This window comes from Rhizobium sp. P43 (genome assembly GCF_056730705.1).
The window spans coordinates 2,606,016-2,618,021 of record NZ_CM161539.1 but is presented as its reverse complement, the minus strand read 5'-3'; the positions used below and the strand labels follow the sequence as shown (position 1 = coordinate 2,618,021).

Sequence of the window (12,006 nt, the reverse complement as noted above, 5' to 3'; positions counted from 1 at the left end):
AGCCGATTTTGACGGGCGAACGGAAGCGGGCGGTTTTCTTGGAACCGCCCATGCTCTATCAGTTTGCCCATGAGCACCACCGAGCCCAACATCGATCGCGTCATCGACGCGCCCTCCGACAACTTCGTCTATCGCATCCTGCCGCGATGGCTCTGGCCACATGCCCAGCTGGCCCGCTGGGATCGTCCGATCGGCTGGCAGCTGTTGATGTGGCCCTGTTTCTGGTCATCGGCGCTTGCAGCCAATGCGCTGGCCGCCGAAGACCGGCTGAGCCTATCGCTCTTCGTCTTCCACCTCGTGCTGTTCTTCATCGGCTCGGTCGCCATGCGCGGCGCCGGCTGCACCTATAACGATCTCGTCGACCACGACATCGACAATCAGGTGGCCCGCACCCGCTCGCGCCCCTTGCCGTCGGGGCGCATCAGCCGCCGCGATGCCAAGATATTCATGGTTGTCCAGTCGCTCGTCGGGCTTGCCGTGCTGCTTTGCTTCAACACCTTCTCGATCGTGCTTGGCATTCTCTCGCTCGCCGTTGTCGCGATCTATCCCTTCGCCAAGCGGTTTACGGACTGGCCGCAATTCTTCCTCGGGCTGGCCTTCTCCTGGGGCGGGTTGATGGGCTGGGCGGGGCTGCATGGGAATCTGTCGCTTGCGGCGGTCCTGCTCTATATCGGCGCGGTCGCCTGGACGATCGGTTACGACACGATCTACGCCCATCAGGATCGCGAGGACGATGCCCTGGTCGGCGTGCGCTCCACCGCGCGCCTCTTCGACCGCGACACCAAGATCTGGCTGACCGGGCTCTATGGCCTGACGCTCGTGCTCTTGCTCTCGGCCTTCCTCGTCGCCGGCGCCGCCTTCCCGGCGATCCTCGCTCTGTTGATTGCCGCCGGCCTCTTTGCCTGGCAGATCAAGGTGCTCGATATCGACGATGGCGCGCAATGCCTCGCCCTTTTCAAGTCGAACAACCGGGTCGGTCTGATCATCTTCCTCGGCTTGGTGATCGCGCTTCCCTTCTCCTGAGGCCCTTCAACCGCTCTAACGAAGCCTTCCGATCTGTCCTGATCTGAAACGGGCGAGAGGGGCGAAGACGCAAAGTAAAAGGCCCGGAAGTCGCCTTCCGGGCCTTGTCTCTGTTCAGTCCTGGGACGCAATCAGTTGCGTGCGATGATTTCCTTTCCGGAAATCTTCATGGTGACACCGAGCTTGCCGGTCGTGCGGCGCACGAGGAAGCGCGGGCGGCGCTCGGCGAAATAGGAGTGGCGGCGACGCGGCTGCGTCTCCTTGGTGCGAACTTCGCCCAGATGTTCCTCGAGCGGACGGGCAACGCCATCGGCTTCCACCATCAGCATCGGAATGCGGAAGGCATCCGCCCAGCCGCGCCAGTCGGCGGCGATATCGCAAAGGTCATGGGCGACGAGCAGCGGGATGCACAGGTCCGGATCTTCGTGATGCAGTTCCAGCGTCACCGTGACCTCACCATCACCATGGTCGATGGCGCGGGCAGCAACGCCCTTGAAGGCGCGGGTCGGAAGCGCGAAGGAAAGCGGCAGGCCGCTGCCGGGAAGGATCTTGCGCAGGACGGCTCCGCGCTCGTCAATGGTGATCGTGACATCGCCCAGAGCGCCGCGCAAAGCATACGTAACCTGCTGGGGGAACCGCGAGGGATCCAGACGCAGAGTGGCGCCGGCCCAGGCTGGCTTCAAAACGGTGTTCGTCATCTTCATGCTACCCTTGTTTTACCCGAGAGCGCGTCATGTGCTCGTCTGTTCGGGACTTTTCGTCCTCTGTAGGGGCAACATAGCCAGCCGCTGTTGGAGACAGCTTAAAAGATGCGGTAAAGAAAACCTTGCGCAGTCAAATGGTTAGTTTTGTCGTACCACTCACGGTTTCGAAAAAGTGAAAGTCGCAGCACTTCTGTTCCACCCTGGAACGACTGCCTTCCTCACGACGCCAGGCAATCTTTCGCCAGGTCAGACAGGCCGTTTGCTTCTTCACGACTTCATAAAGCTTAAGGCAAGGATTATGCGCCATACTGTGATTCGCGCGCGATCCGTTCTGCAGGAATTTCTGATGGTCTCGACCTATCTGAGTTACAATCTCGTCAATCGTGACATGAAGGCCAGCCTCAACCGCACGGCCTCTGATCCGATCGTGACGCGCCAGACGGAGTACTTCAAGGAGAACATCGGCAAGGTCACGACCGTCGATGAGTTCCTGGACGACTACCAGCTCTATTCCTACGCCATGAAGGCCTATGGCATGGAAGAGTTCACCTATGCGAAGGCCTTCATGAAGAAGGTTCTGGAAAGCGATCTTTCGGACGAAAACAGTTTTGCCAATCGTTTGAGTGACGAGCGCTATCGCAACTTCGCCGCCTCCTTCCAATTCTCCGCAGAAAAGACCGATCTGCAGACCGATGCGCAGCAAAGCGACCTGCTTGAGCGATATGAAGCCTCGCTCGCAGGCGAAAGCGATGCGCTTGAGACGGAAGCGTTCTATTATGAGGCAGTCATCGACAAGGTGACCAATGTCAGTGGTCTGGTGAACAACAGCCGCCTGATGAGTTTCCTCTCCGATGCCTATGGGATCGACAGCGGCCGCTACACCAAGGATCACCTGACCAAGGTGCTGACCAGTGACACCTCGGACCCGAACAGCTATGTCAATCAACTGGTCGCCAACGGCTCAGCCAACGCCGCGAATTTCCTGAGGCTTGCCCAGGCCTTCGATTTCAACGCCGATGGAACATTGTCCGGCGCCACCGCCCAGACGGCGGCACAAAAGGAGGCGACGGTCTCGCTCTATGTCGAAGAAGAGCAGACCTATGTCACCGATTATTATCGCCAGCGCGAGCGCGCCTACTACGAATCCAAGATTGCGACCATCACCAATGTCGATGAGCTGACCAGCGACGAGCGCCTGTTCAACTACGTCAAGACCGCCTTCCAGCTGGACTTCATGGGGGCTTCCACCTTCAAGCTGATCGTCACCAGCGACACCTCCGATCCGTCCAACTATGCCGCCACCAATGGCGGCGACGAATGGGTGGCGCTGGCCGGCAAGTTCAACTTTGCCAGCGACGGCTCGGTGGATGCCGGTATGACCGCACAGGGATCGACCCAGCTCGCCTCCACCCATTCCGGTTTTTCCACCTATTACGATGATGTGGATGAAGAGCAGAAGGCCGACCTGATCAACCTCTTCAAGACAAACATCGGGGAAGTTGAAAACGTCGATGAGCTTCTGGCCGATACCACGATGCGACTGGTCCTCCAGCGCACCTTCGGCTTCGAAGCGGACGAATTCTCGACCCGCGATCTGAAGCGTGCCCTGACCAGCGATTTTACCGATCCGAACAGCTTCGCCAATAAATCCAAGGACAGCCGTCTGATCGAGATGTCGAAGCTCTTCAACTTCGACAGCAACGGCAATGCTGGCGTTCCGCTCTCGCCCCACAACACCCTGACTGCAACGATGATCGCCAAGCAGTATGTGATCAACGAGGTCCGCTTCCTCGAAGGGTCGGAGAAGACCTCGGTGCAGGAGGCTGCGACCAAGAAGGCGGAAAACTATCAGGAGAAGATCCAGTCGATCGACACGGTCGCCGAATTGCTGGCAGATCGCGATGTTCTCGACGTCGTCATCAGTGCCTACGGCCTCGATCCGGACTCGGTGACCGACGACTTCCTCAAGCAGGCCTTCGGATCGGATCTTGCCGACCGCAGGAGCTTCGTCAATCAGCAGTCCGACAACCGTTGGGCCGAGCTTGTCGCCTCCTTCAACTTCGATGCCAATGGCAATCTCACGCGCGCGACGATCGGGACGATCCAGCAGCGCGGGGAGACGATGGAGACAGTCAACAAGTACCTGCGTCAGACGCTCGAGGAAACGGAAGGCGCAAGCAACGAAGCCGTCCGTCTTGCGCTCTACTTCCAGCGCGCCGCACCGAATGTCACCGATGCCTATGGCCTCATTGCCGACGACGCGCTCATGGCCGTCTTCCGAACGACCTTCGGTTACTCCGACGAATTCTCCAACATGGATGTCGACCAGCAGGCCCGCATCATCGAGGACAATATGGATCTCGCCGACCTGCAGGATCCCGACAAGCTCGAACGCTTCCTGCAGCGCTATACCGCCATGTACGACACGGAAAACAGTGTTGGCGCGTCCTCGGCTGCCACAATTCTCGCTGGCGGAGGCGGCAGCATTTCTGCCGATCTCCTGTTCAGTCTGGCGCAGCTCAAGGCCTGATCACAGTTCGATCAAGCAACCCGCCGCCATCTTGCCGGCGGGTTTGTTTTTGGCTATCGATATATCCAGAAGGATATATCGAATGGGGGGGGGAGATGATGCTGCAAGCCCTGAGGAGTGCCGCATTTGCAATCGCTGCACTGATGGCTGTTGCTGCGACCAGCCCCTTCGCGATCTCCGCCCGTGCCGAAGAGCCGGTGACTGTTTTCGCCGCTGCCAGCCTGAAGGAGAGCGCCGAAAAGATTGCCGCCGCCTGGAAGACCGCAGGGGGCGCGGACGTCACCTTCTCCTTCGCCGGCAGTTCCGCACTAGCCAAACAGATTGAGGAGGGCGCACCGGCCGATGTCTTCATCTCCGCCGATCTCAAATGGATGGACCATCTCGACAAGGCCGGCAGGGTCAAGACGGAAACCCGCGTCAACCTGCTCGGCAACCGCATTGTGCTGGTCGCTCCGAAGGACTCGACCGCAGCAACCACCATCGCGTCAGGCTTCCCGCTCGCCGCACTTCTCGGCAATGAGCGCCTCGCCATGGCCAATGTCGATGCTGTCCCCGCCGGCACCTACGGCAAGGCCGCGCTGACAAATCTCGGCGTCTGGGAGAGCGTCAAGGACAAGGTAGCGCAAGCCGAAAATGTCCGTGCCGCCCTCCTGCTCGTCTCGCGCGGTGAGGCGCCGCTTGGCATCGTCTACGAGACCGATGCCAGGGTTGATCCCTCGGTGAAGATCCTGGATCGCTTCCCCGAGACAAGCCACCCTGCGATTGTCTACCCGGCAGCTCTGACGACTGACAGCAACACCCCCCGCGCGGCCGAGTTCCTCGCTTACTTGCAGGGCGCCGATGCCCATGCCATCTTCACCGCCGCCGGCTTTACCGTGCTGGCCAAGACCAACTGACCTTGCCATGACCCAGCATCCGGGAACCTGCTCTTGACCCTGACGGCCGAAGAATGGACCGCGATGCTGTTGAGCCTGAAGGTCGCGGCCGTTGCCGTGGTCTTTTCGCTGCCGCTGGGGCTGCTGGTCGCCTGGCTTCTGTCGCGCCGCGAATTCTGGGGCAAGTCGCTTCTGAACGGCCTCGTGCATCTGCCGCTGATCCTGCCGCCTGTCGTCACCGGTTATCTGCTGCTGATCACCTTCGGCAGGCGCGGCACGGTTGGCGCCTTCCTTGAGCAGACCTTCGGCCTCGTCTTCTCCTTCCGCTGGACGGGCGCCGCGCTGGCTGCCGCCGTCATGGGTTTCCCGCTGCTCGTCCGCTCCATCCGCCTGTCGCTTGATGCGGTGGATCGTCGGCTTGAGGCCGCCGCCGCCACGCTCGGCGCCCGACCGGCTTACGTCTTCTTCACCGTCACCTTGCCGCTGATCCTGCCCGGAATCGCCGCCGGCGCGATCCTCGCCTTCGCCAAATCGATGGGCGAGTTCGGCGCGACGATTACCTTCGTCTCCAACATTCCCGGGGAGACCCAGACGCTCGCCTCGGCGATCTACACCTATACCCAGGTGCCCGGCGGCGATCTGGCAGCCATGCGCCTGACATTGATATCGATCGTCCTCTCGCTCGGTGCCCTGATCGCCTCCGAATTCCTGTCGCGCCGCATCGCCGCCCGCGTGGGAGCCGCCTGATGCTGGAACTCGCCATCCGCCATCGCCAGGGAGACTTCACGCTTCAAGCCGATATCACGCTTGGCGAGGGGCTGACCGCCCTCTTCGGCGCCTCCGGCTCCGGCAAGACGACGCTGATCAACGCTGTTGCCGGCCTGATCCGGCCACAGGAGGGGCGCATTGCCTTCAACGGCGAGATCTGGAGCGACGCCTCGACCTTCCTGCCGCCGCACCGCCGCCGCATCGGTTATGTCTTTCAGGAGGGGCGCCTGTTCCCACACCTGACGGTCGTCCAGAACCTGCGCTACGGCGAACGCTTGCTGCCGCGCAGCGAGCGCCGCGAGGATCTGGCCCGCATCGCCACGCTGCTGGGCATCGCCGATCTGCTCGCCCGGCGCCCGTCCCATCTCTCCGGCGGTGAAAAGCAGCGCGTCGCGCTCGGCCGTGCCCTGATGGCAAGCCCAAAGCTGCTCTTGATGGATGAGCCGCTCTCGGCTCTCGACGGTGCGCTGAAGGCGCAGATCCTCCCCTATATCGAGCGCATCCGCGACGAGTTCGGCGTGCCGATCCTCTATGTCAGCCATTCCGTCGAGGAGGTCGCACGCCTCGCCAATGCGGTGGTCACCTTCGATCATGGGAAAGCCCGCGCCGTCGGTCGCCCCGACGAAGCCCTGGCGACCGTGGTCCGCGCCTCAGGCGACCTCCCCGCCGGCAATTTCATCGAAGCCGAGATCATAGCCCATCATGAGGACGACGGCCTGACGGAAGCCCTGTCGCAAGCCGGCCCGATCCTGCTGCGGCAAACCTCTCTGCCAACAGGCACCCGCGTCCGCGTTTTCGTGCCCGTCTCCGATATCGTCGTCGCGACGGAGGCAGGAGACGGCCTGTCCGCGCTCAATCGCCTCTCCGGTGAAGTCGTCGAGATCGTGGAAGGAACCGGCGGGAGCGCGACCATCACAGTCGACTGTCAGGGCCAGACGTTTGTCGCCGAAGTCACCCGACGATCGCTGCGCCAGTTGGCGCTCGCCCCCGGCAAGCCGGTACATCTGCTGTTCAAGACTGTGTCGATCGCTTCGGAAGGCCTCTTCCGGAAGGCGCAAGGGTAAACTCGGTCGCTTGGCTTTCAGCCTTCGTCGTCGGCCTTCCGTCCTTCGGCAACGAAATCCAGCGCCTGCATGCTCTGAAGCCAGTCGAGATCCGTCGAGAGCGCCTTGCGGCTCTCCGCATCCATCCGCCGGCAGGCTTTGAGCAAGGTCTCGCCGAACGGCGTCAGACCCGCGCCACCGCCGCTTTTCCCGCCGTGACGGGTGAAGATCGACGGCTCGCGGAACATCCGGTTGATCTCGTCGGCCAAGAGCCAGGCCCGCCGATAGGACATGCCCATGGCTGCTCCCGCTGCCCGGATCGATCCATGTTCCTCGATCAGTGCCAGCAGCTGCGCCTTGCCCGGCCCGAGCCTTGCGCCGTTGGAAAGGTCGATCCTGAGCGAGAGGCGAGGGGCGTCGGGCATCGGATCAGCCGATTACCTTGCCGGGGTTCATGATGCCGGCGGGGTCAAAGGCCTGCTTGATGCGCCGCATCAGCTCGGTCTCGATCGCCGGACGGCTTGCCACGAGTTCGTCGCGCTTCAGCTGACCCACGCCATGCTCGGCCGAAATCGAGCCCGTATGTTTGTGCACGACCGCATGCACGACGGCGTTGACCTCGCGCCAGCGGGCGATGAACGCCGCCTTGTCGGCACCGACGGGCTGGCTGATGTTGTAGTGGATATTGCCGTCGCCGAGATGGCCGAAGGCGCAGATGCGGGCATCCGGGATCAGCGCATGCACGGCAGCATCCGCCTCCTCAAGGAAGGCCGGGATGCGCGAGACGGGCACAGAGACGTCATGTTTGATCGACCCGCCCTCCGGCTTCTGCGCTTCGGACATGCTCTCGCGCAGGTGCCAGAAGGCATCCTGCTGGGTAAGCGAAGCAGCGATTGCTGCATCCGAAACGAGCCCGGCCTCGAAGGCCTCCGCCAGCAACTCCTGCATCATCGTTTCCGCCGTCTCGGCCGAATCCGAGGTCGAGATGTCGACCAGCGCATACCAGGGATGCACCGAGGCGAGCGGATCGCGGACACCCGGAATGTGCTTCGTCGTGAACTCGATGCCGATCCGCGGCATCAGCTCGAAGCCCGTGAGCGCCGAGCCGCAGCGCTGCGACGCCTTCTCGAACAGCTGAAGGGCGGCCTCCGGCGAGGCAAGGCCGACATAGGCGACCTGCTTTCCGCGCGGACGCGGATACATCTTCAGCACCGCCCCGGTAATCACCCCAAGCGTTCCCTCGGCGCCGATGAACAGGTCGCGCAGGTCGTAGCCGCTATTGTCCTTCTTCAGACGCCGCAACCCGTCCCAGATCTCACCCGTCGGCAGCACCACTTCAAGGCCGAGGCAGAGCTGGCGCATATTGCCATAGGCGAGAACGGCGGTGCCGCCGGCATTGGTGGCAAGATTGCCGCCGATCCGGCAGGAGCCTTCCGACCCGAGCGACAGTGGAAAGAGCCGGTCATGCGCCTCCGCCGCCTTCTGCACATCAGCGAGAATCGCGCCGCCATCGGCAACGATCACGTCGGCCACGGGATCGACTTCCCGGATCTTGTTCATCCGCTCCAGTGAAAGCAGCACGTCCTGGCTTTCCTCACGCGGCACCTGACCGCCGACAAGCCCGGTGCGACCGCTGACCGGCACGATCGCCGTTCCGGTGTCGGACGCAAGCTTGAGGATGGCCGAGACCTCCGCCGTCGAACCCGGCTTCAGCACCAGTGGCGAGGCGCCATGATAGAGGCCACGGTTTTCGGTGAGATAGGGCTTGATGTCCTCGGGCCTGGTCAGGGCGTTGGCTTCGCCGACAATGTCGATGAAGGCGCGCAGACGTTCTGCAAGGCTCATGCTGATGGTCATCCTGTTCATCCCTCCGTGCCGCGCGGCGCTGCCGCCCGCATCAGCCGGTCATTGATGGCTTCACCCAGACCTTCCTCGGGAATGGACTGGACGGCAATGCCGGTTGCACCGCTCGCATCCGCCTTCTTCAGAAAATCGAAGAGATTGCTGGCCGCCTCTCTCAGGTCTCCGCGAGGGCTCAGATTGAACACCGCTTTTGCCGTTGACGCGCCCGATATGTCGCCGGGACCGAAGGCGATCAAGGCTTCGCCCTCTGCCACCGTTGTCGCATGAAGCCGCACCGAGGCGTCAGGTGCATAATGGGAGGCAAGCATGCCCGGCGCCTCGATCGCCGCCGTGCCGGAGGCCTTGGGGCGCACCACACGCTTGCCCGTCACCGCCTCGATCGCCTCGGCATCGATGCCGCCAGGCCGAAGCAGGCGGATTTCACCGCTTTCGACCTTCACGATGGTTGATTCCACACCGACGGGGCAGGGGCCGCCATCGACGATCACGTCGATCTTGCCGCCGAGATCCGCTTCGACATGTTGCGCGGTGGTCGGACTGATACGGCCGGAGGAATTGGCACTCGGGGCCGCCAGCGGCCGCCCGAGACTGCGAATCAGCTCTGCCGTGAAGCCGACGGGCACACGGATACCGACCGTATCGAGACCTGCCGTCGCCAGCGGATGAATGCCCGAATTCTCCTTGAGCGGCAAAACGATGGTCAGCGGTCCGGGCCAGAAGGCTGCCGCCAGCTGCCGTGAGAGCGGATCGAACACGGCATAGTGCTCGGCCATGGCAAGATCCGACATGTGGCAGATCAGCGGGTTGAAACGTGGACGGCCCTTGGTCTCATAGATCGAGGTGATGGCGGCGGGATGCGTCGCATCGGCTGCAAGCCCGTAGACGGTCTCGGTCGGGATGGCCACGGGACGCTGGCGCATCAGCACCTCCGTCGCCGCCGCGATGGCCTCCACCTTGTCCTTCTCAGTAGCGATCGGGATGATCCGCGCCATGTTTTTCAGCCTTCCTGCCATCAATCGCTCGTCCTTATCCTGAGCAGGGCGGGGCGGCAAAGTTCTTTTTTCCACAGCGAAACCGGCAGATTCCACCCTATTTTTTAAAGGGGATGGGCAAACCGTTCGAATTTTAATCACCGGCGTAACCGAAAGAAAGAAATGTTGGCCTATCGTCGCGATTAAGAGACGGAAAGCCTCATTCGGGGAATTGGACAGATGCAGCAAGTGAAGAACCCGGCCGCCAGCATTGCGCTTCGCGTCGCGACCGCCATGCATCAGATGGGCATCGACGGTCTGCCACGCAATTACGAACTGGTCTATGAAGCCTATTCAGGCAGCAATCCGGAACTTGTGCGTGAGTTCATCGCGCTCGGTAAGGTCAAAACCCAGGAAGCGCTCGACGAGCTCGGCCGCAAGTATCTGCCCCATCACCATGAAGACGGTTTGCTGAGCCGCCAGAACGGCCAGGTTCGCGCCGAAATGAGCAATTTCATCTCGCTCCTCAACGAAGAGAAGATTTCGCTGACCGATTACGGCCGCGTCATCGGCCACGCCTCCAAGACCATCCTGACGGAAGCCGATCTCGAGGGCACCCCGCTTGGCCAGTCGATCAAGATGCTGAAGGCCGCGACCGAAAAGCGCGCGCACCAGAACAGCAATGTGGTGCGTGCCGTCGTCGACAAGACGGCCGCCCTTGCCGATCTCCAGCGCGAGGCGGAAGAGGCGGAAGCGGCGAAATTCGTTGACCCGGTGACCCGGCTTGCCTCCCGCCGTGCTTTCAACAAGGCCATCGCCAAGGTCTATGCAAACCCGGAGATGCCCCTCCTGTGTGGTGTCGCGATCGGTGAGATCGACGATTATGCTCGCATCCAGGAACAGATGGGCCCGGCGGTTGCCGAACGCTTCCTGATGCAGGTTGCCAAGGTGCTCGAAGCCGTCTCCGGCGGTGGTGATTTGGCCTGCCGCTTCGATGCCGGCCGCTTCGGCCTGCTTCTCTATACGTCTGATCAGGAAGAAGTCAGCCGCGTCGTCGAACTCGTGCGCGCCAAGCTGAAGGCCACGAATTTCGTTGGCTCGTCGAGCGGCGCCCGTCTCGGCCAGCTCGGCATGTCCTTCGGCATCTGCTTCTCGGAACAGGCCCCGAACGCCTTCGATTTCACCAATTTTGCTGAAAAGGCCCTTGCAACCTCCAAGGCCGCCGGCGGCGATACCGTGACGATCTATGGGGTGAGCGACTACGTCTCGAAGGATTGGCTGCTCTACAAGAAGAAGCCGGTCGGCGGTTTCGGCGCCTGAGCGCCGCAGCCTTCCCCTAGAGTTTGGCGATAATCTTCCTGAGCTCGGCGTCACGCGCGCCGAGCATCAGCACGTTTCGAAGTGCTTCTTTCGGATCGACCGTCTGGAACAGCAAACCATTGTCTCGGATTGACCGGTCGATCGTCATCGACTTCGCTTCCGCTTCCGGCTTGATTGCAACGGCGAAATACATCCGCCCGTAATTCTGCTTGATCTGCTCGAAGAACACCTCTTCGCCGCCAAGCTCCGCAAAGAAGTTGGCGATGTAGAAGGCCCATTTCACATCCGCATATTGGGCGAAATTCGTTCGCGCTGCCGTGACGTGGCAATAGCCCAGATGCGGGCTGTTGTTCAGGGTGCGGTGAAAGATGATCTTGGGAAACTTGATGGAGCGGTGAAAGCCGTTGATCCGCTCATGCGTCGTCTCGGCAGCCCGCTCCAGGCGTTTACCCGTCCGCTCCGCGACCTCTTCATAGGTGAGATAACGGCGCTCATCCGGCAGCCAGTCCTCGCGGCTACGCGAGATCCGACCGGTTCTGAGGAACTCGGTATGGACAGCCTTGGCGGGCGGCGCCGATTTCGTTTCCCCTTTGGGAGCCGCGTAGTATCTCAGTTTCTGCATCTCGACGCTCTGACGGTACCCGGACTGACTGCTTGAGCTTAGCGCAGCATGGTTAATCATGATTTGACGGTATTCTGCGTTGTCGAGGTTTCGCGAGGCTTGCCGCAGCGCAAATCGGAAAAATCCTTGTCGATCGCTCGTTTGCGCCACGCTTTTTGGCGCCTGGTGTTTTGCTCGCGCGCAGATGTCGGAAAAGAATGAGAAATTTGGCGACTTGGCCTGAATCCACACCGTCTGTGGGATGTCGCAAACGATTTCCGCCGTGTCGTTTCGCAGCGCAGCGTGTG

11 protein-coding genes are annotated in these 12,006 nt (G+C 61.7%); 6 read left to right on the top strand and 5 right to left on the bottom strand.

All coding sequences use genetic code 11. The features are described 5' to 3' along the window. The first annotated feature begins 69 nt into the window (after positions 1-69). Positions 70-1,023, top strand: a complete 954-nt coding sequence (gene ubiA / locus AC1PUL_RS13170) for a 4-hydroxybenzoate octaprenyltransferase (RefSeq protein ID WP_480464622.1) — start codon at positions 70-72, stop codon at positions 1,021-1,023. Between the two features lie 131 nt (positions 1,024-1,154). Here ubiA and AC1PUL_RS13165 read toward each other — a convergent pair whose 3' ends face one another. After that, positions 1,155-1,721 carry a DUF6101 family protein gene (locus AC1PUL_RS13165; RefSeq protein ID WP_480464621.1) on the bottom strand — a complete coding sequence of 189 codons (567 nt, stop codon included), beginning with the start codon at positions 1,719-1,721 and terminating at the stop codon, positions 1,155-1,157. A gap of 304 nt (positions 1,722-2,025) precedes the next feature. Between AC1PUL_RS13165 and AC1PUL_RS13160 the strand changes: the two genes are divergently transcribed. From AC1PUL_RS13160 to modC, 4 genes are all read left to right on the top strand, one after another. Next, positions 2,026-4,257: a DUF1217 domain-containing protein gene (locus AC1PUL_RS13160; protein WP_480464620.1), complete on the top strand. Its 2,232-nt coding sequence runs from the start codon at positions 2,026-2,028 to the stop codon at positions 4,255-4,257. Positions 4,258-4,352: 95 nt separating this feature from the next. After that, on the top strand, positions 4,353-5,153 hold the full coding sequence (gene modA, locus AC1PUL_RS13155) for a molybdate ABC transporter substrate-binding protein (protein WP_480464619.1): 801 nt from the start codon (positions 4,353-4,355) through the stop codon (positions 5,151-5,153). Positions 5,154-5,186: 33 nt separating this feature from the next. Continuing rightward, entirely contained in the window at positions 5,187-5,879 is a 693-nt protein-coding gene (gene modB, locus AC1PUL_RS13150; protein ID WP_480464618.1) for a molybdate ABC transporter permease subunit, read from the top strand. Beyond that, positions 5,879-6,964 carry a molybdenum ABC transporter ATP-binding protein gene (gene modC / locus AC1PUL_RS13145; protein ID WP_480464617.1) on the top strand — a complete coding sequence of 362 codons (1,086 nt, stop codon included), beginning with the start codon at positions 5,879-5,881 and terminating at the stop codon, positions 6,962-6,964. The genes modB and modC overlap by 1 nt, the downstream gene beginning before the upstream one ends. 17 nt (positions 6,965-6,981) lie before the next feature. Here the strand turns inward: modC and AC1PUL_RS13140 are convergent, their stop codons facing one another. Genes AC1PUL_RS13140 through AC1PUL_RS13130 form a run of 3 tightly spaced genes read right to left on the bottom strand, consistent with a single transcriptional unit; the run spans position 6,982 to position 9,798 of the window. Then, the gene (locus AC1PUL_RS13140; protein ID WP_480464616.1) at positions 6,982-7,368 is read right to left on the bottom strand and encodes a winged helix-turn-helix domain-containing protein; all 387 of its coding nucleotides are present in this window, start codon (positions 7,366-7,368) and stop codon (positions 6,982-6,984) included. Positions 7,369-7,372: 4 nt separating this feature from the next. Then, positions 7,373-8,809, bottom strand: a complete 1,437-nt coding sequence (locus AC1PUL_RS13135; RefSeq protein ID WP_480464615.1) for an FAD-binding oxidoreductase — start codon at positions 8,807-8,809, stop codon at positions 7,373-7,375. Continuing rightward, positions 8,806-9,798, bottom strand: a complete 993-nt coding sequence (locus AC1PUL_RS13130; RefSeq protein ID WP_480464614.1) for an L-threonylcarbamoyladenylate synthase — start codon at positions 9,796-9,798, stop codon at positions 8,806-8,808. The genes AC1PUL_RS13135 and AC1PUL_RS13130 overlap by 4 nt, the downstream gene beginning before the upstream one ends. A gap of 219 nt (positions 9,799-10,017) precedes the next feature. Here AC1PUL_RS13130 and AC1PUL_RS13125 point away from each other — a divergent pair, with 219 nt between their 5' ends. Then, positions 10,018-11,097, top strand: coding sequence for a GGDEF domain-containing protein (locus AC1PUL_RS13125; protein ID WP_480464613.1), 1,080 nt, complete (start codon positions 10,018-10,020; stop codon positions 11,095-11,097). Positions 11,098-11,113: 16 nt separating this feature from the next. On the opposite strand, the gene AC1PUL_RS13120 is transcribed toward AC1PUL_RS13125, so the two are convergent. Continuing rightward, positions 11,114-11,719: a DUF6656 family protein gene (locus tag AC1PUL_RS13120; protein WP_480464612.1), complete on the bottom strand. Its 606-nt coding sequence runs from the start codon at positions 11,717-11,719 to the stop codon at positions 11,114-11,116. Between the last annotated feature and the right edge of the window lie 287 nt (positions 11,720-12,006).

Bases quoted from the DNA above. Each gene is read 5' to 3' on its own strand.
- modC (WP_480464617.1), top strand. From the start codon at position 5,879: ATGCTGGAACTCGCCATCCGCCATCGCCAGGGAGACTTCACGCTTCAA.
- AC1PUL_RS13130 (WP_480464614.1), bottom strand. From the start codon at position 9,798: ATGGCGCGGATCATCCCGATCGCTACTGAGAAGGACAAGGTGGAGGCC.
- ubiA (WP_480464622.1), top strand. From the start codon at position 70: ATGAGCACCACCGAGCCCAACATCGATCGCGTCATCGACGCGCCCTCC.
- modA (WP_480464619.1), top strand. From the start codon at position 4,353: ATGATGCTGCAAGCCCTGAGGAGTGCCGCATTTGCAATCGCTGCACTG.
- AC1PUL_RS13135 (WP_480464615.1), bottom strand. From the start codon at position 8,809: ATGAACAGGATGACCATCAGCATGAGCCTTGCAGAACGTCTGCGCGCC.
- AC1PUL_RS13165 (WP_480464621.1), bottom strand. From the start codon at position 1,721: ATGACGAACACCGTTTTGAAGCCAGCCTGGGCCGGCGCCACTCTGCGT.
- AC1PUL_RS13125 (WP_480464613.1), top strand. From the start codon at position 10,018: ATGCAGCAAGTGAAGAACCCGGCCGCCAGCATTGCGCTTCGCGTCGCG.
- AC1PUL_RS13120 (WP_480464612.1), bottom strand. From the start codon at position 11,719: ATGCAGAAACTGAGATACTACGCGGCTCCCAAAGGGGAAACGAAATCG.
- AC1PUL_RS13160 (WP_480464620.1), top strand. From the start codon at position 2,026: ATGCGCCATACTGTGATTCGCGCGCGATCCGTTCTGCAGGAATTTCTG.
- AC1PUL_RS13140 (WP_480464616.1), bottom strand. From the start codon at position 7,368: ATGCCCGACGCCCCTCGCCTCTCGCTCAGGATCGACCTTTCCAACGGC.